This is a genomic window from Mesorhizobium sp. YL-MeA3-2017, assembly GCF_030814575.1.
GTDB lineage: Bacteria > Pseudomonadota > Alphaproteobacteria > Rhizobiales > Rhizobiaceae > Mesorhizobium > Mesorhizobium terrae.
The window spans coordinates 3,354,938-3,378,673 of record NZ_JAUSVH010000001.1 but is presented as its reverse complement, the minus strand read 5'-3'; the positions used below and the strand labels follow the sequence as shown (position 1 = coordinate 3,378,673).

At 63.3% G+C, this 23,736-nt stretch carries 27 protein-coding genes; 24 read left to right on the top strand and 3 right to left on the bottom strand.

The genetic code is table 11. The features are described from left to right. Nucleotides 1-139 precede the first annotated feature (139 nt). Both QFZ88_RS16255 and QFZ88_RS16250 read left to right on the top strand, forming a co-directional pair. Nucleotides 140-577: a hypothetical protein gene (locus QFZ88_RS16255; protein WP_024922552.1), complete on the top strand. Its 438-nt coding sequence runs from the start codon at nt 140-142 to the stop codon at nt 575-577. A gap of 597 nt (nt 578-1,174) precedes the next feature. Further along, entirely contained in the window at nt 1,175-1,504 is a 330-nt protein-coding gene (locus QFZ88_RS16250) for a DUF736 domain-containing protein (protein ID WP_024922551.1), read from the top strand. 222 nt (nt 1,505-1,726) lie between these two features. On the opposite strand, the gene QFZ88_RS16245 is transcribed toward QFZ88_RS16250, so the two are convergent. After that, nucleotides 1,727-2,140 carry a MerR family transcriptional regulator gene (locus QFZ88_RS16245; protein WP_024338473.1) on the bottom strand — a complete coding sequence of 138 codons (414 nt, stop codon included), beginning with the start codon at nt 2,138-2,140 and terminating at the stop codon, nt 1,727-1,729. Nucleotides 2,141-2,254: 114 nt separating this feature from the next. After that, nucleotides 2,255-4,300, bottom strand: coding sequence for an NAD(+) synthase (locus tag QFZ88_RS16240; RefSeq protein WP_024922550.1), 2,046 nt, complete (start codon nt 4,298-4,300; stop codon nt 2,255-2,257). A gap of 236 nt (nt 4,301-4,536) precedes the next feature. On the opposite strand from QFZ88_RS16240, the gene QFZ88_RS16235 reads away from it, so the two are divergent. From QFZ88_RS16235 to QFZ88_RS16205, 7 genes are all read left to right on the top strand, one after another. Then, entirely contained in the window at nt 4,537-5,085 is a 549-nt protein-coding gene (locus QFZ88_RS16235; protein ID WP_024338471.1) for an MAPEG family protein, read from the top strand. 129 nt (nt 5,086-5,214) lie between these two features. After that, a complete protein-coding gene (locus QFZ88_RS16230) occupies nt 5,215-8,268 on the top strand; it encodes a heavy metal translocating P-type ATPase (protein WP_097142796.1) in 3,054 nt (1,017 codons plus the stop codon). Nucleotides 8,269-8,349: 81 nt separating this feature from the next. After that, entirely contained in the window at nt 8,350-8,874 is a 525-nt protein-coding gene (gene lspA, locus QFZ88_RS16225; protein ID WP_044411231.1) for a signal peptidase II, read from the top strand. A 2-nt stretch (nt 8,875-8,876) separates the two neighbouring features. Continuing rightward, a complete protein-coding gene (locus QFZ88_RS16220) occupies nt 8,877-9,611 on the top strand; it encodes a cytochrome c biogenesis CcdA family protein (protein WP_024343497.1) in 735 nt (244 codons plus the stop codon). A gap of 118 nt (nt 9,612-9,729) precedes the next feature. Beyond that, a complete protein-coding gene (gene uppP / locus QFZ88_RS16215; protein WP_024343496.1) occupies nt 9,730-10,602 on the top strand; it encodes an undecaprenyl-diphosphatase UppP in 873 nt (290 codons plus the stop codon). A gap of 23 nt (nt 10,603-10,625) precedes the next feature. Beyond that, on the top strand, nt 10,626-11,282 hold the full coding sequence (locus QFZ88_RS16210) for a cation transporter (RefSeq protein ID WP_024922548.1): 657 nt from the start codon (nt 10,626-10,628) through the stop codon (nt 11,280-11,282). Between the two features lie 74 nt (nt 11,283-11,356). Next, nucleotides 11,357-12,403 carry an IS110 family transposase gene (locus tag QFZ88_RS16205; RefSeq protein WP_024922547.1) on the top strand — a complete coding sequence of 349 codons (1,047 nt, stop codon included), beginning with the start codon at nt 11,357-11,359 and terminating at the stop codon, nt 12,401-12,403. A 199-nt stretch (nt 12,404-12,602) separates the two neighbouring features. Here QFZ88_RS16205 and QFZ88_RS16200 read toward each other — a convergent pair whose 3' ends face one another. Next, nucleotides 12,603-12,821: a helix-turn-helix domain-containing protein gene (locus QFZ88_RS16200; RefSeq protein WP_024343470.1), complete on the bottom strand. Its 219-nt coding sequence runs from the start codon at nt 12,819-12,821 to the stop codon at nt 12,603-12,605. A gap of 155 nt (nt 12,822-12,976) precedes the next feature. Between QFZ88_RS16200 and QFZ88_RS16195 the strand changes: the two genes are divergently transcribed. From QFZ88_RS16195 to QFZ88_RS16125, 15 genes are all read left to right on the top strand, one after another. After that, on the top strand, nt 12,977-13,231 hold the full coding sequence (locus QFZ88_RS16195; protein ID WP_024922546.1) for an XRE family transcriptional regulator: 255 nt from the start codon (nt 12,977-12,979) through the stop codon (nt 13,229-13,231). 101 nt (nt 13,232-13,332) lie between these two features. Next, entirely contained in the window at nt 13,333-13,599 is a 267-nt protein-coding gene (locus QFZ88_RS16190; RefSeq protein WP_024922545.1) for a DNA -binding domain-containing protein, read from the top strand. A 113-nt stretch (nt 13,600-13,712) separates the two neighbouring features. After that, complete coding sequence (locus QFZ88_RS16185; protein ID WP_081766815.1) at nt 13,713-14,021, top strand: transcriptional regulator domain-containing protein; 309 nt, start codon at nt 13,713-13,715, stop codon at nt 14,019-14,021. Next, nucleotides 13,912-14,487, top strand: coding sequence for a DUF2285 domain-containing protein (locus QFZ88_RS16180; RefSeq protein WP_024922544.1), 576 nt, complete (start codon nt 13,912-13,914; stop codon nt 14,485-14,487). The genes QFZ88_RS16185 and QFZ88_RS16180 overlap by 110 nt, the downstream gene beginning before the upstream one ends. A 139-nt stretch (nt 14,488-14,626) precedes the next feature. Continuing rightward, nucleotides 14,627-14,908, top strand: coding sequence for a helix-turn-helix transcriptional regulator (locus QFZ88_RS16175; RefSeq protein WP_006022608.1), 282 nt, complete (start codon nt 14,627-14,629; stop codon nt 14,906-14,908). 18 nt (nt 14,909-14,926) lie between these two features. After that, a complete protein-coding gene (locus QFZ88_RS16170) occupies nt 14,927-16,084 on the top strand; it encodes a replication initiator protein A (RefSeq protein ID WP_024922543.1) in 1,158 nt (385 codons plus the stop codon). Further along, nucleotides 16,081-16,719, top strand: a complete 639-nt coding sequence (gene parA / locus QFZ88_RS16165) for a ParA family partition ATPase (RefSeq protein ID WP_024922542.1) — start codon at nt 16,081-16,083, stop codon at nt 16,717-16,719. The genes QFZ88_RS16170 and parA overlap by 4 nt, the downstream gene beginning before the upstream one ends. Beyond that, complete coding sequence (locus tag QFZ88_RS16160; RefSeq protein WP_024922541.1) at nt 16,716-16,970, top strand: hypothetical protein; 255 nt, start codon at nt 16,716-16,718, stop codon at nt 16,968-16,970. The genes parA and QFZ88_RS16160 overlap by 4 nt, the downstream gene beginning before the upstream one ends. After that, nucleotides 16,967-17,488 (top strand): DUF2840 domain-containing protein, encoded by a 522-nt coding sequence (locus tag QFZ88_RS16155; RefSeq protein WP_024922540.1) that lies wholly within the window; start codon nt 16,967-16,969, stop codon nt 17,486-17,488. Before QFZ88_RS16160 ends, QFZ88_RS16155 begins: the two co-directional genes overlap by 4 nt. Continuing rightward, entirely contained in the window at nt 17,485-18,030 is a 546-nt protein-coding gene (locus QFZ88_RS16150; RefSeq protein ID WP_024922539.1) for a S26 family signal peptidase, read from the top strand. Before QFZ88_RS16155 ends, QFZ88_RS16150 begins: the two co-directional genes overlap by 4 nt. Before the next feature lie 68 nt (nt 18,031-18,098). Next, nucleotides 18,099-18,446 (top strand): DUF736 domain-containing protein, encoded by a 348-nt coding sequence (locus QFZ88_RS16145; RefSeq protein WP_024922538.1) that lies wholly within the window; start codon nt 18,099-18,101, stop codon nt 18,444-18,446. A gap of 69 nt (nt 18,447-18,515) precedes the next feature. Beyond that, nucleotides 18,516-19,223 (top strand): lytic transglycosylase domain-containing protein, encoded by a 708-nt coding sequence (locus tag QFZ88_RS16140; protein ID WP_204367397.1) that lies wholly within the window; start codon nt 18,516-18,518, stop codon nt 19,221-19,223. A gap of 244 nt (nt 19,224-19,467) precedes the next feature. Continuing rightward, entirely contained in the window at nt 19,468-21,207 is a 1,740-nt protein-coding gene (locus QFZ88_RS16135; RefSeq protein ID WP_024922536.1) for a relaxase/mobilization nuclease domain-containing protein, read from the top strand. Nucleotides 21,208-21,231: 24 nt separating this feature from the next. Further along, nucleotides 21,232-23,217 carry a conjugal transfer protein TraG gene (locus QFZ88_RS16130; protein ID WP_024922535.1) on the top strand — a complete coding sequence of 662 codons (1,986 nt, stop codon included), beginning with the start codon at nt 21,232-21,234 and terminating at the stop codon, nt 23,215-23,217. Nucleotides 23,218-23,224: 7 nt separating this feature from the next. Continuing rightward, nucleotides 23,225-23,653: a ribbon-helix-helix protein, CopG family gene (locus tag QFZ88_RS16125; protein ID WP_024922534.1), complete on the top strand. Its 429-nt coding sequence runs from the start codon at nt 23,225-23,227 to the stop codon at nt 23,651-23,653. Nucleotides 23,654-23,736: the final 83 nt, after the last annotated feature.

Genomic DNA, 23,736 nt, shown 5'->3' with positions numbered 1-23,736 from the left:
GGGCGAAGATCGCCACAGCCGCAGCGGAAACCTTGCCGGTTTCCGCTCCCGCCAGTGATCATCTTTTGCTATGCTCGGCACCGCGCCGTGGTGGTGGTGGAGGCGCAACCGTTCGAGCATTGCTTACGGAGACACCACCATGATCTTTATCGGCATCCTTCTTTCCATTGCGGCGATCGGCTTCTTCTGCTGGCTGCTGTTCACACTCGCCGTCTTCGCATTGCCCTTCTTCGCGGGCGTAACCGCGGGAACGTGGGCCTACACCGGCGCCGGCTGGCTCGGCGCGATCATCGTTGGCGCACTTGCAGCCGGCCTGACCTTCGGCATCGGCCAACTTCTGCTCGTCTTCGTGCGACCGCTCTGGGCACGTATCGCCATCGCGCTGGCCTTCGTCGCGCCGGCGGCGATCGCCGGCTATCACGCCACGCATGGTATCGTGAAACACACCATGCCGTCGGAGGGCTGGCAGCTCGCCTTTTCCGTTGTTGGGGCCATCGCTGTCGGTGTCACCGCCCTTACACGGATGGTTGCAATGGCCACACCCGGTTCGACCGGACAGGGCCTGGCGCAAGGTTGAGCCCCACGATGCGGCCGAGGCAGACGCGGAGCTGATTGTGACCTTGCGCTTCCCTCATCATCGGGGGTGTCGGCAAACGTCTTGATGACACTGACCAGCAGTGGAGCCGGACACGCGCAACCGCGTTAGAGAATGCTGTGAAGTCAGGCGGCGCACGAAACTCGGCCAACATCAGGGTGTCGCCGTTCGTGTCTTTGAGCAATGTGGTCGGCAACGGCGTTCGGACTTTCATGAGGCCTGCACGAAGGAAAGATCGCCGTCGGCGACGTCGTTGCCGGGTCCTGGCGGTTATGACGATGTCGCCAGGTTCTCCGTTGATGCATCTCTGTCAGGTCGACCGCTCCAAAACGGCCTCTTCAATGGGCTGATCTGGCCGAAGGTCGGCTGCGCCTCGATCGCCTATGCCGCAACGGCGCGTCTCGACTTTCTTCCCCTGACGGCTGCGCCGTCATTCCTCGCGAGACAAGAAAGTCGTGTCCACGCCGTCCTCCGCGTTGCTCCGGTCGCAAGCGATGCCGCGTCGATCGCCTCCGGCCCACCGATCGCCATCGAGGCCGCAATGGTGCGGGCTCGGAACAGAGTTCAAGGAGAACTATCATGGCGACCATCGGCACCTTCAAGAAAACCGGCAACAACGAGTTCACCGGCGAAATCGTCACCCTCTCGCTCCAGACCAAGAACGTCCGCGTCGTGCCCGAGGCCAACCGCTCCGGCGACAACGCCCCCAGCCACCGCGTCTTCGTCGGCCGGGTCGAGATCGGCGCCGCCTGGGCCAAGCGCTCCAACGAGGGTCGCGATTATCTCGGCCTGAAGCTGGACGATCCGAGCTTCACCGCTCCGATCTATGCCAACCTCTTCGACGACGAGGAAGGCGAAGGCTACAGCCTCATCTGGTCCCGCCCCAACGGCCGCCGCAGCGGGGAGTGATCCCCGGGCCAAGGCCCCGCCCGGTCGAACCGGGTGGGGCCTTCCCGCGTCGCTGGCGGCGCGCCAGCGGGCGACCGAATCAGTCGCCCGTGAGGCGCGGTGCGAATCGACGCTCAGCCTCGATTTTCCTCGCGCACGTTGCCAAGAACGACTATTATAGATGGGGTATTCGGGCACTCCCTAGCCAACAAAGTCGTGGATGTTCCTGAATTCCTCAGCGATTCAGGGGGCATCATGCGAGTTGGGTGAGTCAGCTAAAACTTCTATGATCCGGCACGATGCGACTTTCCCATTGTCGCACGATTTGATCATCCGAGTGAGCTCGCTCTTAAGTCCGAGAAGGCGTCGGATCCGCACCTCGACGGCTTCGAGCTGATCGGTGGCAATTCGGCTCACCTGCTCACAAGAGGACTCTGGCCTTTCCTGCAGAGCGAGCATCGTCTTAATAGCCGGGATGTCGAAGCCGAGATCCCTGGAATGGCGTATGAACGTCAGTCGCCGAACATCCTCTGCTTCATAGAGGCGCCGCCTGCTCTCTGTGCGGGGCGGCGGCGGGATGAGATTGATCCGCTCGTAGTAGCGGATTGTCTCGATATTGACGCCTGTCCGTTGTGACAAGGCTCCGATGGTGATCATGGCGAATTCATTCCGTAACGGTGGTTCGAGTAGGGATAACAACTGGGCGGAAGCGTCATCGGCATCCGTGCGCCGATTGCCGTTGGCCGCTGAGCGCCAACCCTCAGGGCACGTTCATTCCGACGGCGTGTGAGCGCGCAACTCCTCCAACCAGAGGCGGGCGTTGCCATCCGACGGAGCGCGCCAATCGCCGCGCGGCGACAGCGAGCCGCCAGCAGTGACTTTGGGGCCGTTCGGCGACGCCGAGCGCTTGAACTGGCTGATCGTGAAGAAGCGATAGAGGAACACCTCCATCCACGATCTGATTGTGGGCAGATCATATGCGCGACGGCGCTCTTCCGGATACTGTGGAGGCCAAGCTCCGGCGGTGGCGTCACGCCAGGCATGGAAGGCCAGGAAAGCGATCTTCGATGGCTTCAGGCCATAGCGCGTCAAATAAAACAGGGTAAAATCCTGCAGTTCATAAGGCCCAATCTTCTCCTCCGTACTTTGTAAGGCGCCGCCTTCGCCGGCCGGCACGAGTTCTGGCGAAATCACAGTGTCAAGAATGGAGAGCAACGTGCCGTTCGTTGCCTCATCGAAGGCGGCTGACTGTGCCACCCAGCGGATCAAATGCTGGATGAGTGTTTTCGGCACCGACGCGTTGACGTTGTAGTGGCTCATATGGTCGCCGACACCGTAGGTCGACCAGCCGAGCGCGATTTCGGACAGATCGCCAGTGCCAAGCACCATGGCGCCTCGCTGGTTGGCTGCACGGAACAAGATGTCCGTGCGCAGGCCCGCCTGCACGTTCTCGAACGTCACGTCGTAAACCGGCTCGCCTTGCGCGAACGGATGCTGAAGTGACGCCAGCATCTGCTGCGCCAACGGCTTGATGTCGATCTCCTCGGCGGTGACGCCGAGACTACGCATCAGCGTCCAGGCATTTGCCTTGGTGGCCTCCCCCGTCGCGAAGCCCGGCATCGTGAAGCCGAGAATGTCGGACCGGGGCCAGCCTAGCCGGTCGAACGCTTTCGCCGCCACGATCAGCGCGTGAGTGGAGTCCAGACCACCGGAGACCCCGATGCAGACGCGGCGGATGCCCGTCGCCTGAAGGCGCTTCATCAACCCCTGGACCTGGATGCTGTAGGCCTCATAACAGTCCTGGTCGAGGCGTGCCGGATCGGCTGGAGCATAGGGGAAGCGCGCGACGGCCCTGCGCAGCCCGAGGTCCGTCATCGACGGCTCGAACCGGAAGCCGATACGCCGGAACCTGTCTTCAGGCATAGCTTGTGCGATGGCCGCCTCGTTGAAGGTGCCGGTGCGCAGGCGCTCCAGTCTGAGCCTATCAACGTCGACATCGGCGATGGCCATTTGCGAGTCCTGCGGGAACCGTTCGGTCTCTGCCAGCAGCTGCCCGAGTTCATAAATGCAGGCTTGACCGTCCCAAGCGAGGTCCGTCGTCGACTCGCCCGGACCGGCCGCGGAATAGATGTATGCAGCCCAGCACCGCGCCGATTGGGTTGCGCAGAGCAGCCGGCGGGTTTCGGCCTTGCCGACAGTGATGTTGCTGGCCGAGAGGTTGGTAAGGATGAGAGCGCCAGCGAGCGCGGCAAAGTCGCTGGGCGGAGCCGGTCCCCATACGTCCTCGCACAGCTCGACGTGGAAGACGAAGCCTGGCAAATCCTCGGCCGCGAAAATCATATCCATTCCGAAGGGGACGGACTGACCAGCGATCTCGATGGTAGCGCCTTTCAAGTTTCGGCCCGAAGCGAACCAACGCTTTTCGTAGAATTCCCGATAATTCGGCAGATGTCCTTTGGGAACAACACCCAAAATGCGCCCACGATGGACGGCGACAGCGCAATTGTAGAGTCGTCCTTCCCGCACCAGCGGCGCGCCGATGAGCAGAACCGGCGAAAGCTCGCGGCTCGCGGCCGCGACTTCCTCGATCGCTTGTTCCACCCGCTGCAGCAACGCGGCTTGGCCGAGAAGATCGTCAATCGCGTAACCGCAGAGGCCCAATTCCGGGAACACCATCAGCGCAACACCCTGGCGCGCACCGTCGCGGGCGAGCGCGAGCGTCTCAGCGACATTGTAGCTGGGATCGGCGACTTCGCATTTCGGTGTACAGGCAGCCACGCGAACGAAACCCTGCTGATAAATCGAATAGAAGCTCATCCGCCGGTCTCATCTCGTGTTCTTGCGGTGCCCGATCTCGGCACCAAGTGGCCGTGACCGCTGTTACGGCGACCGGGTTCAGTCACGGCCTCGACCCCTCGCAAGGGTTGATTCTGTAGTTACTACAGGATTTATATACCTATGATCGGGGCGTGTGAACCCACGCGCGATGAGTGGTCGCCCCCGGTCTTTCATCACCACAGGCAGGCGGCGGAGGACGACAAGGAGCAAGGACAGTGTTCAAGAGGCTCAGTTCTGACCAGGTGGGCATTGTCCGAGCCTCAGCCGTCGCGCTCGCCTTCGCGGCGGTCGTCCTTGTGGTTGGCTATGCCTGGCTGCCTCCTGAATTGTTCGGCCTCAGCCCAGAGATGGACTTCGGTGAGCGGATCGCGTTCACGTTGAAGGCGAGTATTCTCATGTTTCTCTGGCTGGCCGGCTGCGTCGGCGCGGTGAGCAGAGGCAGGTTCTATTCGCCGGCGGATATACGGGGCTCGGCGTTCGGCAAACCCAGCCCGGCAATCGCCGTGCGTGCCGCGGTGCTGCAGAATTCATTGGAGCAGACAGTACTGGCTTTTGGCGCACATCTGACCCTAGCAGCGCTTCTGCGAGAAACCGAACTGGTGCTCATACCGCTGCTGGTTGCTCTGTTTCTGGTTGGCCGCATCACCTTTGCATTCGGCTACGCCAAACGAGTCTCAGGCCGGGCTTTTGGCATGGCGCTCACCGGCGCCTCAATAATCGCGAGCTATGGAATTGTGGTCGGGCTGATAGCCGCCGGACGCTGACGTCTGTCGCTCGCTTGGACGGCAAAAAACGATTGAAAGGCCTCTTGCTCCTGTAGCCACTACAGAATGTATGGTGCGTGAAAGGATTCGAGCCGGGCTCGAGAGAATAAGCAAATTTAGGAGACCGCAATGACTATTGAAGCCGAGGCTAGAAGCACCTTAGGCACGTTACGCTTCAAGGTTGAGGGCTTGGATTGTCAGAACGAAGTTCGGATGCTTCGTGCCGCGGTCGGTCCCGTCGTCGGTGGCGAGGACAAGTTGTCGTTCGACACCAAGGGCGGTGTCATGGAGGTCGCGGGCCTGACCGCTCCGGCACTCGATACCATTGAGCAGGCGGTCGCTACCACTGGAATGAGGGCACAATTGCTGGCTGAGCTGGATAAGTCCTCCGCGTCGGCGTGGCTGTTCAAGGTCGAGGGCCTCGATTGCAAAAACGAGGTCGCGATGCTCAAGCGCGAAATCGGCCCTCTGGTTGGCGGTGAGGACTGGCTCGCCTTCGACACAGCAAAGGGGTTGATGACGGTCGCGCCTCAGCACCGTGCCTCGATCGACGAACTCGTGAGCGGCATCTCAAGAACCGGGATGTCAGGCTCTCTCATCCAGGATGGTTCGGCCGAAACCATGCTCCTGCGTGTGCGCGGCCTCGACTGCAAGAATGAGGTGGCTGCTCTGACCAGGGAACTGGGACCGCTCGTTGGCGAGGATAAGCTCGCCTTCGACACTTCGCAGGGTGCGATGACCATTGCACCTCAGAGCGGGACAACCCTCCAAGAGATCGAACAGGCGGTCGCGCGAACCGGGATGCGGGCTGAGCTGTGGACAGCGCCGGCCGTTGCTGAGCAGGCAACCTGCGATGCCGCAGGATCCGCGTGCGGTTGCGCGACCAACGTGAAGGAAGCCCTCAGCCCGCCGCCGATCAATCTGCCTGGCGGCGTTGTCTATCGAATCCATGGCATGGATTGTGCCGACGAGATCGCCGCCCTGAAGCGCGAAGTCGGCCCGCTCGTTGGTGAGGACAAGCTCGCTTTCGACCTTCTTAACGGCCGCATGTCGATCGACATGGCGCCTGACGCCGCCTTGGAGGCCAAGATCGAGAAGGCCGTTGTACGCGCCGGCCTGCAGGCGGAGCCCTGGACCGAGGGCGCCACCAGCGAAGGGGCACGGGCAGAAGAGCGGCGCAGACGCATTCAATCATGGCTGACTGCTGCGAGCGGCCTGTTCGTCGCGATCGGATTTGCGGTTCACGCCTGGGTCGGAGGTGGAATCATCGCGGCCTTCGAGGCAGGCGAACATGGTGCAGGTGCAACGCCGCTGCTAAGCGTCATTCTCTATACGCTCGCCGCGCTTTGTGCTGTGCGTTACGTGGCCCCGAAGGCTTGGCTCGCGGCCAGGCGCCTGCGTCCCGACATGAACCTCCTGATGGTGATCGCCGTCGTGGGTGCGATCGGAATTGGCGCTTGGTTCGAAGCCGCAACGGTTTCGTTCTTCTTCGCGCTCGCCCTTGCTCTCGAGGCCTGGAGCCTCGGCCGAGCGCGGCGGGCCGTGGCGGCCCTGATGGAGCTCGCGCCGCCGACCGCGCGCATCATGCTTGAAGACGGCACGGAGAGAGACGTGCCGGCAGCCGAAGTCCGTGTCGGTTCGCACATCATTATTCGACCTGGCGATAAAGTACCGCTCGACGGCCGTGTGGCCGCCGGAGAGAGTGAGGTCAACCAGGCACCGATCACCGGCGAAAGCGTCCCGGTCTTCAAATCGGAAGGAGACGACGTTTTTGCAGGCACCATCAACGGCGAAGGCGCGCTGGACGTCGTGACCACCAAGGCGTCAAGCGATACCACGCTCGCGCAGATCATCCGCATGGTCGGCTCCGCGCAGGGCCGGCGGGCTCCCAGCGAGCAGTGGGTCGAGAAATTTGCACGCGTCTATACGCCCGTCGTTATGGCGCTCGCGATAGCCGTTTTTTTGGTGCCGCCGCTGTTGCTCGGTGGTGGCTGGGAGGTTTGGTTCTATCGCGCCCTCGTATTGCTCGTGATCGCCTGCCCCTGCGCCCTTGTCATCTCGACGCCCGTGACCATTGTGGCTGCCCTTGCGGGAGCTGCGAAGCAGGGCGTGTTGGTGAAAGGCGGCGTCCATCTCGAGACGCCGGCGCGCTTGAAAGCAATCGCCATGGACAAGACGGGGACGCTCACCGAAGGACGTCCTCAGGTCGTGGAGATCTTGGCGCTCGGCAGCCGAAACGAGGATGACCTTCTTCGGTTAGCAGCAGCCCTCGAGGCGCGCAGCGAGCACCCCATCGCCCGCGCTATTTTGGCGAGGGCAACAGAAAACGGCATTGCCGCACAACCGGCCGAGGCCGTCCAGGCCATCACGGGTCGCGGCATGACCGGCCGCGTCTCCGGTCGCGAAGTCTGGCTTGGGTCACGCCGCTACCTCGATGAACGCGCGGTCGGCTCACCGGCCATCCTGGAACGCGCCGACACACTTTCCGGCGCTGGCCGGACCATTGTCGCCGTTGGCGACGGCCAGGAAGTCTGGGGACTGATCGCTGTTGCCGATGCTGTGAGGGCTGAAGCCAAGGATATCGTCACCGCGCTGCATCGGGCGGGCGTGGAAAAAGTGGTGATGCTGACAGGCGACAATCGGGCCACCGCCGAGGCGATTGCCAAGCAGACCGGCATTGATGAAGTTCGCGCGGAACTTCTGCCCGGCGACAAGGTCACGGCCGTCGAGGACCTGGTTCGGCGCTATGGCGTCGTCGCCATGGTGGGTGACGGGGTCAATGACGCCCCTGCCATGGGCCGCGCCAATCTCGGCATTGCCATGGGCGCAATGGGGAGCGACGCAGCCATCGAAACGGCAGACGTCGCCCTGATGTCGGACGACCTCTCCAGACTTCCCTGGCTCGTGCGCCATTCACGAGCCACGCTCGCCGTCATTCGGCAGAATATCGCCTTCTCGATCGCCGTGAAGCTGTTGTTCACAGTGCTGACGGTGATCGGTCTCGCATCCCTTTGGGGCGCGATCGCCGCCGATGTTGGGGCCTCCCTGCTGGTCGTTCTCAACGGTTTGCGGCTCCTCAATCGGGAACAGCGCCAGAGAGATGGTGGCCCAGTCGGCGGCGCAAAGGTTCGAGCACAGGAGCGCCAGCATTCCACTGTGGCTCGCCCTGCAACTGCGCATTGAGCCAATAGCGGCCGCCCTGTATTGGGGCGGCCGCTGACGACAGAAATGCCGATCAGAACCCGAAGAACACAAGGAATCATCGTGGCCGAACGTCCCGCTAGAAATATCGCGATATGGGTTGGCGGCGCATTTGTGGCCGCGCTTCTTTTCGACGTTGCTACGAAGTGGTTGATCATAAATGCCGTCATGGTCCCGCCACGCGTGATCGAGGTTGTGCCCTTTTTCAACCTGACGCTCGGCTTCAACACCGGAGTCAGCTTCGGGATGTTCCAAGATGTCTTCCTCGAGCATCCGTTGGTGTTGGCCGGGATCAAAGTGGCGATCACGGTCGGTCTTCTCGTTTGGGCAATGCGGACCCGCAGGACCATTGAAGCAACGGCTCTCGGTTTGATCGCCGGCGGCGCCGCCGGCAACATCGTTGACCGCGTGCATCAAGGCGCGGTGACAGACTTTCTCGATTTTCACATAGGCAACTGGCATTGGCCGACCTTCAACATGGCGGATGTTGCAATCAGCATTGGCGTCGCGCTGCTCCTGGCTGGATCGCTTTTTTCGACCCAACCGGTGCTTCGCACGCAGGAGCCGCTTAGCAACGGGAAGCGCTGAGCATGGCGGCGCTGGAAATATCGTTGCTCGGGCTGGCGACAGCGGCCGCTGCCGGCGCTATCTCCTTCCTTTCACCCTGCGTCCTGCCGCTCGTGCCGGGCTACCTGTCCTATGTCGCTGGTGGCGCCGGCACGACCGGCAGCAGTGATGCGGTATCCCGGCTTCACATCTTCCGCCCTGCGCTGCTGTTCGTGCTCGGGTTCACGACCATATTCGTGCTGCTTGGAGTCAGCGCGATGGCCCTCGGCGGCCTTCTCCAACGCTTCCAGATGGAAACCAACCTGATCGGCGGAGCTCTGGTCATTGTCTTCGGTTTGGCGATGACGGGGCTCCTTCGCCTCCCGATACTCATGACCGACCGCCGATGGAACGGACCGCGCCAGGTCAATGGACCGGTCGGCGCCTTCCTGCTGGGTGTCGCCTTTGCCTTCGGCTGGACGCCCTGCATTGGCCCGGTATTGGGCTCCATCCTCACGGTAACCGCGACGTCATCAGGCAACGGCGCGATTCTTCTCGGAACTTACGGCCTCGGCCTCGGTGTGCCGTTTCTACTCACGGCCCTCTTCATGGGAAACGCGGCAGCCGCATTGAAGCGCATGCGCCGCGTCGGTGCCGCGCTGAACATCGGCGGTGGTGCGGTCATGATCGGCGTCGGCGTTTTGATGATGACCGGGAGGTTGCAGGAGATCGCCATTTGGATGCTGATGACGTTTCCGATGCTGGGAGCGATCGGTTGAGGGACTCGCTGGCTGCCGCGAATTGCTGCGACTCGTCAGTCGGCTTCAGAACCCCCGCCGAACTTTGGCGCGTGATTCATCGGGGCGCGCCCGCGCCGCGCAACAACCGGGAGCCAGAATGACGGGAGCGTGTACTCAAGGCGTCGACACCGGATTCGTGGCGCTAGGCTATGGCAAGGTCGCCCTGCTCGGACTTGTCCAAGGCATCACCGAGTTGCTACCGATCTCTTCGACCGCCCATATGCGGATCGTGCCTGCGCTGCTCGGTTGGCAGGATCCTGGCTCAGCCTTTTCAGCCGCCATGCAGCTTGCAGCGCTTACTGCAGTCGTCAGTTATTTCTGGAGCGACGTGAGCCAACTAGCCACCAATTCGCTGCGTGCCGTCGCAAATCGGGATTTCCGAGATCGACACTTCCGCTTCTCGGTCGGAATTCTCCTTGCCACGATCCCGATCGGTATTGCCGGCCTTTCCTTGTCTGGAGCGTTGAACGCGTGCGGCTCGCCGCTTCGTACTCTCGAAGTCATCGGCTGGGCGTGCATCGTCATGGCTGTCCTCCTGGCGCTCGCGGAGATTTTTGCCCGGCACCGACGAACGCTTGAGAACACATCGGCCATCGATGCAATGATCGTGGGAATTGCTCAAATCGGAGCGCTGATTCCTGGCGTTTCGCGTTCAGGCTCGACTTTGACTGCGGCGCTCGCCCTCGGCCTGAAGCGAGATGAGGCGGCGCGGTTCTCATTCCTTCTTGGCCTGCCGGCAATCGCCCTGGCTGGCTTCAAGGAGCTCTGGGAACTCCACAAAGTGCAGCTTTCCGCCGACGGCTGGTCACTACTTCTTGTCGGGCTCGTCGTGGCTTCTATTTCCGCGTTCTGTGCGATTTGGGGGCTGATGCGCGTTCTCGAGCGTTTTTCCGCCTGGCCGTTTGTTATTTACCGAGGTGTTCTCGGTATCGTACTCATCTGGGCGGTTGCTTTGGGCTATTTCACTTGAGATGCAAAATATCGGAAACGTGTATGAGTGAAAAACAACAAGAAGAAGGTGAAATCGAGCTTGACGCGAGCAATGCCGCCGAACGCAGGACTCTTATCTGGGTTCTTGCCATAAACTTCTTGCAGGTGATCGTGGCCGGTGTCGTCGGCGTTATCGCAGACTCGACAGGTCTCTTGGGTGCCGCCCTGGATAATTTGGGAGATGCCGGCGTTTATGCCGTCAGCCTTTATGCCGTCGGCCGGACGATCGTGGCAAAGGTGCGAGTGGCGCGTCTTTCGGGTTTGCTTCTGATCGCCTTTGGACTTGCATTGTTCGTGGAGGTGCTTCGCCGTTTCTTCGTGGGTGCCGAGCCAATCGGCCTCGCCATGATCGTCACGGCTCTCGCCAATGCCGCGCTGAATGTAGTTTGCTTAAAACTGCTGCGGTCGCATCGGGATCGAGGTGTGCATCTCAAAGCGTCCTGGATCTTTACGACGAACGATATGCTGGCGAACGCCGGCATTGTCGCGTCGGGTGCCGCGGTCATGTTCTTCGCGTCCCCGGTGCCTGACCTAATCATCGGGTTGCTGGTTGGCGGCATCGTGCTCAAGGGTGGCTGGAATATCCTGAAGGAGGCGCACGATGCAATAGGTGATGGCTCGTCGCGGCCCAAGGGCCAGTCTAGTCCCGAGAACGACTGAAATAGTCGTAGTTTACAAAATGGTCTGTAGATTGGTTATGAGACGTGTCGACTCTTGATTCGGAGGAGTTCGGCATGTCTCAAAGCTATTATATTGGGCTGGATGTTTCCGCCCGAACAATCAATCTCTGCGTTGTCAACGCCGATGGGCAGGTAGCGCATGAACGAAAGCTTTCATCCAATCCGGAAGAGATTGCGCAGCATATCCTGTCGCTCCCGCTTCCAGTCGTCCGCGTCGGTCTCGAAGCAGGGATGCTGTCTCAGCACATTTATGGGCATTTAGCCGAAGCCGGCATTCCCATCGTGTGTGTAGAGACCCGGCACATGAAGGCGGCTCTCTCCGCGCAACTCAACAAGACCGACCGGCATGATGCGCGCGGAATCGCGCAGATGATGCGCGTCGGCCTCTTCAAACCCGTCCACGTCAAGACGCCGACAAGCCAGCGCCTTCGGACCGTCCTGACGGCCCGCCAACTCCTGCGAAACAAGCTCCAGGATGTTGAAAATGAAATCCGTGGTCTCATCCGAAACTTCGGATATCACCTCGGCAAAGTCACGGCGCGCGATTTCGAGCCGCGAGTACGGGAACTGATCGCAGGAAGCGACCTACACATAGTCGCTGATACGGTCCTGTTGGCGCGGCGATCGCTGCGGGAGCAGTTCGGTCGGTTGGACGATTTGCTTGTCCGTCTCGCGCGGGACGACACTGTTTCGCGCCGGTTTATGACGGTGCCGGGGGTCGGCCCGCTCGTAGCGCTCATCTTCCGGGCAACGGTCGATGTCCCATCTCGCTTCACTCGGTCGCGAACCGTTGGTGCCCATTTTGGTCTGACGCCGCGCAAGCACCAATCCGGCGAAGTGGATCGCACCGGCCGCATTTCGAGATGGGGTGACGCCATGACGCGCAGCGCGCTCTACGAGGCAGCACAGGTGCTACTGACTCGCGTAAAACGCTGGTCCACCCTAAAGGCTTGGGCTGCTCAGGTCTCGCGACGTCGAGGCCACAAGAAGGCGATCGTCGCCCTCGCTCGCCGCATCGGTGTCATACTGCATCGCATGTGGGTGGATGGAACTGAGTTCGACTGGGGTAAGCGGCCAGAGGCCGCCGCTCCTCTGACATAGGTTCGGTCAGGCGCAAGTCTGACTGAGGCGTCTCCCTGCGAGGGGACGAGGGACGGTGAGTTCGCAAATACGACTTGGCAGCGTCGGCATGTCCAACGCGAAGCCGCATTATAGATTGCTCCGCCGGCTCTTCTGATCCCATCCTGTGGCGGCCTCGTGCCGACCACGAAGAGAAGCATGATCCTCGCGGGAATACGGCTCAAAGCTGATCGTCGGGCCGGACCAATTCCATGTGGCTGACGCCGAGGGCCTGAGCCAATTCATAAAGCGTGATCACGGTCGGGTTCCTCCGGCCGCGTTCAAGGCTGCTGAGATACTGTTGACTGAAACCGGAGCGCGCTTCGACCTCTTCCTGGGTCAGGCCTTTCTCCCGACGCAGGCGGGCGAAGTTCCGGCCGACCAATTTGCGCATATCCATGCGCAGGAGGATCGTGATTTACATACTTTGAGTTTATCAACTATAGTATGTAAATGAGCCAGCGGAGCGCGCGGGAAGCCTCGCTATCCGATTGGCCCGAATAGAGAAGTCGTAGTTCTGGCAGGTGCGTTCGCGTCGGTGGGAGGTGATCATGCATGATCACCGCCCGACAATCACGGGCCGCGCGCGCGTTGCTGGGGTGGACACAGGAGACGCTCGCTGACAAGGCCCGGACATCGCTGACCGCGCTCAAGCGCCTCGAATCCGAGAATGGATTGGAGGTGTATGAGACGACGCGCGATCAGGTTCGCAGGGCATTCGAGGCAGCCGGCATCGTCCTGCTCTCCACCGACAAGGGTGAAGGGGTGCTGTTGCTCCATGAGCGGGATGATCGACCAGCAAAGCGCTAGCGATCCTCCTGTCACGTCGCGGGCATCGTCCGTCGCCCTTTGTCACAAGATAACCAGGCGCATGTGTTAACGAATGCTTTCCACGCGAATATAGTCGCTCCATGGGACAAACGATGCCGCCGTTTCTTGACGCGCCACCGATCAGCCAAACGCTCACGACCTACGATCGCGAGCATATGGCTCTCTATCTGCGCCTGCTCGACTCGGCGCGCGATGGCGCCGACTGGCGGGAGGCCGTCCAGATCCTCTTTGGTCTCGACCCAGCCCGCGAACCGCAGCGCTGCCGCCAAATCCACGACACGCATCTGGAACGTGCGCGCTGGATGACCGAACACGGCTATCGCGAATTGGTCCGCTCGGCGCAGTGATCGCCGCGATGCCGTTTCGGCATCACCCTTTGCCGTCTGCCTGACTTCCGTAGAACAACCCAGCCGGGAATCCTGACTCTCCCACAAGTTCAAAAGACTACGGGAGGATCGCGATGACACCAGATGCATCGGGCTGGCGTTCGCCCAAGGGCTACGATCATGTCGATGACATGACCGCATCCGACCTCGCGTGGGAATGGCTCCGCCGCAACGATTCCTACGACAGGGATTTCCGGGCATTCAACGATCACAAGGTCGATCCACGTCCGCTGACCGAGAAGATCCGGCAACGTTGGGGGTTACGATTTCCCGGTGGACCCACTGCAGGCCCCGCCCGAAGCGCCGGTGTTCTGGCTCCCCCGCGAGGATACAAGCGCCATCGTTCTTGGCGAGCCGCCCGATGTCCTTTCCGCAAGCACTGAACAACAGCCGACGATCGACGCCGCCATTACCGTTACCGCTGACGGCGAGACCAACCTGCTCTACGACCTCGGCAACGGCCAGCATGTCCAGCTCGTTCATGCCAACAACGCGTCGCCGGACAAGCCTCTCGGCGCATTTGTGTCCCTCGGTCTTGATGGGTTTGACCAGATTGAATCCATCGGCCGCCTGCTCGCCGCCCTCCATCGCCGCGCCATTCCACCGGACACACGCCTGACCCTCCAGCAGCGGGCACGATTGCGAAGGATGCTGCAAGCCTTCGATGGCTACCGCGCGGGCACGACCCAGCAAGAGATCGCGCAGGTCATATTTCGGCTCGGCCCTCTCGATCGCGACGACTGGCAGGCATCCTCCGCGCGCCACGCCATCAAATCGTTGCTGCGTGACGCCCGCGCGATGATCGCGGGCGGCTATCGTTCGCTGCTTCGTCATCGCAGGCAGACCTAGCCGATCGGCCCACAATCCATGGTGGGCGAATTTGATACCCCCCGAATTCGCCCTGCATCTCGCCGGTCCTGCTTCGCCAACGTGGCCTTCGTTACCCGCCGCTTCCCGGCGGCCCCAACGAACCCACGGAGGCCCTCTCATGCGACCTGATCTCGCCGTTCTCCCGCCGCGCTACCTGCGCACCAAGGAAGCCGCCGAATTCCTCAGCCTATCGGCCCGTACCCTCGAAAAGCATCGGACCTACGGCACCGGCCCGGCTTACCGCAAGCTCGGCGGCCGCGTCGTCTATGCCGTCGACGATCTCGAAGCCTGGGCCGAGCGCGGCGCCGTGACCTCCACCTCCGATCCGCGCGGCAGCGTGCTTCCGGCCAAGCGCCATACGCCTGCGCCGCCGGCACATGCCGGACGATACGCGCGCTGACCGCCCCCGGATTCCCGAATGGCGGCGCGACACCAGTCCCCCTCGGAGCGCGGGCAGCTCGATCTGTTCCGTGCGCTCCCCGGCGAGTTCGCAGCCCGAGACGCGCAGGATCTCATGGCCTATCCGTTTTTCTCACTCTCCAAATCTCACCGCGTCGCGCCGATCGACTTCGCTGCCGGCGATGTGTCGATCCGCGTCGAGGCCGTGCCCGATCACGGCATGGCGACCATCTGGGACGCCGACATCCTCATCTGGGCTGCGAGCCAGATCGTCGAGGCGCGCGATACAGGCTTGCGTACCTCGCGCCTGATGGTCGCCACCCCCTATGAAATCCTGAAGTTCATCGGACGCGGCACGTCCTTGCGTGACTATCAGCGCCTGAAGGCCGCGCTGGACCGCCTCCAATCGACGACGGTCAGCACCTCGATCCGCCAAGCCGCCGAAGGCCGGCGTCACCGCTTCTCGTGGATCAACGAGTGGAAGGAACGCACCAACCGCAACGGCAAGCCGGACGGTATCGAGATGATCGTGCCGGACTGGTTCTATCAGGCCGTTCTCGACGACGCGCTCGTGCTCACGATCGACCGGGCCTATTTCGATCTCACGGGCGGGCTCGATCGCTGGCTCTATCGACTGGTGCGCAAGCACGGCGGGCGCCAGCGCAATGGCTGGCGGTTCGACTTCCGCCACCTCCACCAGAAATCCGGCGCGCTGTCGCCATTCAAACGCTTCGCCTTCGAACTTCGCGACATCATCCGCCGCCAGCCGCTTCCAGGCTACACGCTGTTTCTGGAGATCGAGACTGACGGCCGGACACTGCTCGCTTTCGAACCGACGCCCTGTGGAAAAGCTGTGAAGGGCTTCGTGCTATCGGGAACCCGAAAGCACGTGCCATCAGGAACCGCCCCCTCGTGCCAACGGGAACCCAAACAGGGCCTAACCCACCGCACGGAAAGCGAAATTCGCGCCCTTAACTTAGAATCTAACATAGAATCTAACTTTGAAGAGCGCGCGCGCGAGGTGGAAAACCTCGTTCGGCGCGCTGCAATTGCGCTCAGCGCGACCGGCAAAGGGCGTGCATCCCGACCTACCGTCGCCGGCGCTGACGCGGGTAAACGCGAGACGGCCGCGACGCCGCAACTCCCCCTCGATCGTCGATCGGGAGGACGGCGATGATCGTGGCCTTGCTCAATCAGAAGGGCGGTGTCGGCAAGACGACGCTTGCGCTGCACCTCGCTGGCGAATGGGCCGGCAAGGGAAAGCGGGTCACGCTGGTCGATGCGGACCCGCAGGGCTCGGCCCTCGACTGGTCTCAGCAACGCGCCCGCGAGCAGGCGCCGCGCCTCTTCGGCGTCGTCGGCCTGGCGCGCGATACGCTCCATCGTGAGGCGCCGGAGTTGGCGCGGCCCGTCGATCACGTCGTCATCGACGGGCCGCCGCGCGTCGCCGGACTGATGCGTTCGGCGCTGCTTGCCGCCGACCTTGTACTGATCCCAGTGCAGCCGTCGCCGCTCGACGGTTGGGCATCGGCCGAGATGCTGGCGCTCCTATCGGAAGCGCGCATCTACCGGCCGGAGCTGCGCGCCCGATTCGTTCTCAACCGCTGCGGCGCGCGCACCGTCATCGCCCGCGAAACGGCCGAGACGCTGGCCGACCACGATCCGCCAGTGCTGCGCACGACAGTTGGGCAGCGCGTCATCTACGCCGACGCTGCGCAGTCCGGTCGCCTTGCTTTCGAGATCGACGATGACGGTCCTGCCGCGCGCGAGATCGCGGCGCTCGTCACCGAGATCGAAAGGATCGCGCCATGAACGAGCGATCCGAACGGCGCGGCTTCGCATCGCGCCCGACCAATCCCGACGCCTGGATCAAGGCCGCTGAGACTGAACCGGCTCGCATGGCCGATGCGGCGGGCTTCACCGCCCGCCTAACCATCGACATCACGCCGAAGTTGCGGGGGCGCATCAAGATCATCGCGTTCCAGCGCGGAGTCACTGTCGCCGACATGCTGCGCGAACTGCTCGCGCGCGAATTCCCACCCATCGAAGGAGAACCTTCATGACCGACGCCGCGGCCCCCCGCGTGCGCGGCGGCCCGACGCCGACTGCGCTCCCGCAAAACAATCTTACCCATGTCGAGCTGACCTGGGTCGAGAAGAAAATCGAGAACTGGATTCGCTTCGGTTCGCACGCCCACGAACAGATCCTCGATCGACGCCGGCGTACCCTGTCGTTTCGCTCCGGCGCGGTCTTCGCCTTCGTGCGCTGGGCGTCAAACGACTTCGGCACGATCATCTCGCGCATCGACATCGTGCGCGCCGTCGCGCGTGGCGAAGCCTACCAGACGCTGCCCTTCGTGCGTCCCGGCGGCGACATCCTGCTCAAGGTCGAGAGCTGGCCGAAAGTCGAGCGGGTGCTGCAGGCGATCGACGCCATCGAGCGCGCCGGCAGCGATCCCGAGGCCGTCTCGCCCGATCACTGGCGGCACGTCCACAACCGGCTGACCGCCGGAGATGAGCCGCGCGCCTACACGCTCGAACATCACCGCGCGTTCCTTCTGCGTCGGAGGGCCGAGCCGTGAGCCGCGCCGGACTTCTCCTCGCGACAACGCTCGCGGCGCTTGGCGTCGGCTATCCCGGCCTAACGCCGATGCCGATCAAGCTGATCTGGAACGCATCGGCGAGCGCGCCGATCGGCTTCTACACAATCGACTTCGACGGGCCATTTGAAGTCACCGATCTTGTCGCCGTCGATGCGCCCGAGCCGCTCGCGACCTTTCTCGCGGAACGCGGCTACCTGCCCAAGGGCGTGCCGCTGATGAAGCGCATCCTCGCGGTATCCGGACAGACCGTTTGCCGCTCGAACCTCACCATCACGGTGGATGGGGTCGAGGTCGGCGCGGCGCTCGAGCGCGATCGCGCCGGCCGCGAACTGCCCGTGTGGCAGGGCTGCCGCCGTGTCCATACCGGCGAAGTCTTCCTGATGAATTGGCAGGTCCACGACAGCCTCGACGGCCGCTACTTCGGCCTGATCTCGACCGACCAGATCATCGGCCGAGCGGTCCCGCTGTGGACCGACGAGGACGGAGGTGGCCGCTTCGCATGGCGCGCGCCGACACGCTGACCGCTTGCCCATCGGCGGGAGCGGTGCTCGCCGAGGGTTTTCCCAACCGCACCGCCAAGGAGACCATCATGCCACAGATCGGCACATTTACCCGCGACGAAGCAGGCTTCATCGGACATCTGACAACGCTGGTCCTGAACCAGGACGTCATCATCATCGCTGCCGAACCGTCCGACGTCGAGAATGCACCTCAGTATCGCGTCCACGTCTTCGACGGCATGAACAACGAGCCGGGCGGGGAGATCGGCGCCGGATGGAAACGCTCCGGCGAGAAGGCCGGCGAATATGTCGCGCTGCTGATCGACGATCCGGCCTTGCCACATCCGATCCGGGCCAACCTGTTCCGCGACGACGATGCCGGCAACGCCTGGTCGCTGCACTGGTCGCGCCCGCGCGATCGCGGCGAGAAGGATTGAGCGATGCGTGCTCGCCGCCAATCGACGAGCCGTTCGACTGCGTCCTGGCCGCTTCGCGCTGCCCGGCGCATGGCTCTCCTTCTCCTTTCCGGCCTTACCTTCGTGAGCGCTATGCCGGCGGTCACGATGGCGCAGGGTGTACCGATCGCCCGTCCGTCGCCGCGCGATTCCTATGCCGATCACATCGCCGAGGCGTCGCGGCGCTTCAGCGTTCCGATCGCATGGATCAGGGCCGTGATGCGTGCCGAAAGCGCCGGCGATCCGCGCGCCATCTCGTCGAAGGGCGCGATGGGGCTGATGCAGATCATGCCGGAGACATGGGCGGGCTTGCGCCTTCGCCACCGTCTCGGCGCCGATCCCTATGATCCGCATGACAACATCATCGCCGGCGCCGGCTACATCCGCGAGCTGTTCGACCGATACGGATCTCCCGGTTGGATCGCCGCCTACAATGCCGGTCCTGGCCGCTACGAGTACTCGCTGAAGGGCCGCGTACTGCCTGCGGAAACGCGCGCCTATGTCGCCATCGTCGCGCCGGCCGTGGGCGGCGGCGATGCGGCCGGCCCGATCGTAGTCGCCGCAGCCGATCCCTTGGCCTGGACACGCGCGCCGTTGTTCATCGCGCTGCCAGACCGCAGACCGGCCGCTGATCCCGTGCCGGCCGAGCGCGCGCCAGGTGCTGCGACGATGACATCATCTGTGCGCGATGTCTCCGCCATCGAGCCGCAGTCGGACGGGCTGTTCGTCCCGCGCTCGGGCAGGAGGAATGCGCCGTGAGCGACCAGGTTCCCGATCGCACGATAGCGGGCTCCGGCGTGTCATGGGGTGCGTTAGAGGTGGAGGCAGGCAATACAACCGGACGATGGCAGGATAAAAGGCCGCGAGGTGCGGCTTCGGTTGGTTGTGGTTTTTCAAGAGGTTATGCCCCGCTTTCGCGAGGTGCGAGATTTCCGCGCACCTCGCGGCAAAGCCACTTTTCTTATGATTTCCGAACCTTGATACGATGTGCAGGGTCTCGGCCATGAGCGGCGAGGACGATTTTCGCATCCGGCCCGGCCGCATCCGCTCATCGAGCGCGCAGCGCGCCAGGCCCTTCATCGCGCAAGCGCTCGCCGCCGCTAAGAAAGCGGGCGCCGGCATCTCCCGCTCGGGCCGCATCGTGCCTGGCAACCGCTCCCGCTTCGGCCGCGGCCAGCGCGCGAGCATCCAGGCGAATAGGCTGATCAACTCCCGCTCGCGCGGCGCTGTGATCAAGTCGCGCGTCGTGCGCCAGACGTCCCGCTCTGCGCCGCTCGCGACACATCTCAACTATCTCCGCCGCGAGGGCGTGACCCGTGATGGGGAGAAGGCTCACCTGTTCGGTCCCGGCGGCGATGACGCTGATCCCAAGGCTTTCGCCGAGCGGTGTCAGGAAGACCGCCATCACTTCCGTTTCATCGTCTCGCCCGACGACGCGATGGACATGGCGGATCTCCGCAGCTTCACCAGCGATCTCGCCGGGCAGATGGAAAAGGACCTCGGCACTCAGCTCGATTGGGTCGCCGTCGATCACTGGAACACGGAGCATCCCCATGTCCATCTGATCGTGCGCGGCCTGCGCGACGACGGGCAGGATCTCGTCATCTCACGCGACTACATCAAGGAAGGGATGCGCGATCGAGCGCGTGATCTCATCACCCAGGAACTTGGGCCGCGCACCGATCTCGACATCCGCCGCAGCCTTGAGCGCCAGGTCGACACCGAACGCTGGACCCAGCTCGACCGCCAGCTCGTTCGCGATAGCCGCGACGGAGGCGTCATCGACATGGCGCCCGACCAAAGCGCCAGGCCCGATGAATATCATGCGCTGAAGGTCGGGCGGCTGCGCAAGCTCGAAACGCTTGGTCTCGCCGAACAGGTTGGCCCCGGCCAGTGGATGATCGACGGCAGGGCCGAGGCGACGCTGCGCGAGCTCGGCCAGCGCGGCGACATCATCAAACGCATGCACCGGGCATTGACCGATCGCGGCATCGAACGCGGCTCGGCCAGCTATGTGCTGGCGGCCGAGAGTCTGGACACGCCTATTATCGGCAGGCTGGTGGATCGCGGCCTCGACGACGAGTTGAAGGGCACGGCCTATGCCGTGGTCGATGGGGTCGACGGGCGCACCCATCACATCAAGCTGCCCGACCTCGACGCGGCCGGCGACAGCTCGCCCGGTTCGATCGTGGAGCTTCGACGGTTCGACGACGCCCAGGGCCAGCGCCGCGTCGCGATCGCCGTCCGCTCCGACCTCGACATCGACCGCCAGATCACCGCGTCGGGCGCGACCTGGCTCGACCGGCAGAATATCGCCCGCGAGCCGGCTGCGTTGTCCGAGGGCGGGTTCGGCGCCGAGGTTCGACACGCTTTGGAGCGCCGCGCCAATCACCTGGTCGGACAGGGCTTCGGCGAGCGGCACGGCCAGCGCGTCACCTTCACCCGCAATCTGATCGACACCCTGCGCCGCCGCGAGCTGGAGGCGCTCGGCGAGAAACTCTCCGGTGAGACCGGCCAGCCGTTCAATCGGGCGGCCAGCGGCGAATATATCGCCGGCTCCTACCGTCAGCGCTTCACGCTCGCCTCGGGCCGCTTCGCCATGCTGGACGACGGTCTCGGCTTCCAGCTCGTGCCCTGGACGCCCTCCCTCGAAAAGCAACTCGGCCGCCACGTCTCCGGCGTTGCCCGCGATGACGGCGGCATCGACTGGAGTTTCGGCCGCAAGCGCGGCCTCGGCCTCTGAACCCTCGCAGAAAGAATCTCCGCCATGTCCGCTACGAAAATTCTCTGGGGCCAGATTCTCACCGTCTTCGCCATCGTGCTGGTCACGACCTGGGGCGCGACCGAATGGGTGGCCTGGCGTCTCGCCTTCCAGCCAGAACTTGGGCATCCGTGGTTCACGCTGTTCGGCTTTCCCTTCTACTTGCCGCCTTCGTTTTTCTGGTGGTGGTACGGCTTCGACGCCTACGCCCCCGCGATCTTTGTCGAAGGCGCCTACATCGCCGCATCGGGCGGCTTCATCTCGATCGCCGTCGCGATCGGCATGTCGGTTTGGCGCGCGCGCGAGGCCAAGAAGGTCGAAACCTATGGCTCAGCGCGATGGGCCGAGAAGAAGGAGGTGGATGCCGCCGGCCTGCTCGGCGCCGATGGGGTCGTGCTCGGCCGATACGAGCGCGAGTATCTTCGCCACGACGGGCCGGAGCACGTGCTGTGCTTCGCGCCGACGCGATCGGGCAAGGGTGTCGGTTTGGTGGTGCCCTCGCTGCTGACCTGGCCGGGCTCGGCCATCGTTCACGACATCAAGGGCGAGAACTGGCAGCTCACGGCGGGCTTCCGCGCCAAGCACGGCCGCGTGCTGCTGTTCGATCCAACCAACGCAAAATCGTCGGCCTACAATCCGCTGCTCGAGGTGCGCCGCGGCGAGTGGGAAGTCCGCGACGTTCAGAACATCGCCGACATCCTCGTCGATCCCGAAGGATCGCTGGAGAAGCGAAACCACTGGGAAAAGACCAGCCATGCACTGCTGGTCGGCGCCATCCTCCATGTTCTCTATGCGGAGGAGGACAAGACGCTCGCCGGCGTTGCTGCGTTCCTCTCCGATCCGAAGCGGCCGATCGAGTCGACGCTGGCGGCGATGATGAAGACGGCGCATCTGGGCGAGGCGGGACCGCATCCCGTCATCGCCAGCGCCGCGCGCGAGCTGCTCAACAAGAGCGACAATGAGCGCTCTGGCGTGCTCTCCACCGCGATGTCGTTTCTCGGCCTTTATCGCGATCCCGTGGTGGCCGAGGTGACGCGGCGCTGCGACTGGCGGATCACCGACATCGTGGGTGGGAAGCACCCGACGACGCTCTACCTCGTTGTGCCGCCGTCCGATATCAACCGCACCAAGCCGCTGATCCGGCTGATCCTCAACCAGGTCGGCCGACGCCTGACCGAGGACCTGCAGGCGAAGGCCGACCGCCATCGGCTCCTGCTGATGCTGGACGAGTTTCCGGCGCTCGGCAGACTCGACTTCTTCGAGTCCGCGTTGGCCTTCATGGCGGGCTATGGCCTCAAGAGCTTCCTGATCGCGCAGTCGCTGAACCAGATCGAGAAGGCTTATGGCGCGAACAACTCGATCCTCGACAACTGCCACGTGCGGGTGAGCTTCGCGACCAACGACGAGCGCACCGCCAAGCGCGTATCCGATGCGCTCGGCACCGCGACCGAGATGAAGGCAATGCGGAACTATGCCGGGCATCGGCTGTCGCCTTGGCTTGGGCATCTGATGGTCTCTCGATCCGAGACGGCCAGGCAGTTGCTCACCCCCGGCGAGATCATGCAGCTCCCGCCGACCGACGAGATCGTCATGGTCGCGGGCACGCCGCCGATCCGGGCGAAGAAGGCGCGCTACTACGACGATGCGCGCTTCAAGGAACGCATCCTGATGCCGCCGACGATCGTGCCACCAAGACAGGCTCGGCCCGACGACTGGACGGCGCTGCCGCTCCCGGCCCAGCCGGAGGTGACCGAGGCGAAGCCGGCGGCGGAAATCGGCGATGAAGATCCGACCGAATCCGAACGTCGTCAGCAACCCGAGCTGAACCGCGTGAAGCCCGTCGAGAAGAAGGCGCCGATCGAGAACGAGTTTGAGATCGGCCTTGCCGACGACGCCGAGGATGATGCGGTCCGCAATAGCCGGATGAACCGGATGATGCAGGGCGTCGCGCGACAGGTCTCGCTCGATCCCGGCGACGGCATGGAGCTGTGAGGTCGCCATGACGAAACCTCCCAGGAAACAGCGGCTGTCGGTCTATCTTGATCCGGCCGTGATGCGTCGTCTCGCCGAACATGCCGCGCGGCGCGACCATTCCCGATCGCTCGTGGCGGAGGCTGCCATTGAATCCTTCCTCTCGCCGGATGCGGCCGAGCGACAGGAGGCGGCGATCACCAAGCGGCTCGACCAGCTCGATCGCCGTATGACGCGGATGGAGCGCGATGTCGGCATCTCCGTCGAGATGCTCGCCGTGTTCGTGCGCTTCTGGGTCGCAACCACGCCGGCTTTGCCGGAACCTGCCGCGCAGGCCGCCCGCGCCAAAGCCGGCGAACGCTATGATCAATTCGTCGTCGCGCTCGGCCGTCGGCTGGCCAAGGGACCGAAGCTGAGCCAGGAGATTTCGGAGGATGTCGGTGGGCAGGCCGAATAGCCGACTGGCGTTGAAGCTGGTTCTGCTCACCGCCGACAACGCGCTATGTTGCGACATGCCGACCAGTTGGTAGCAACCTAGAA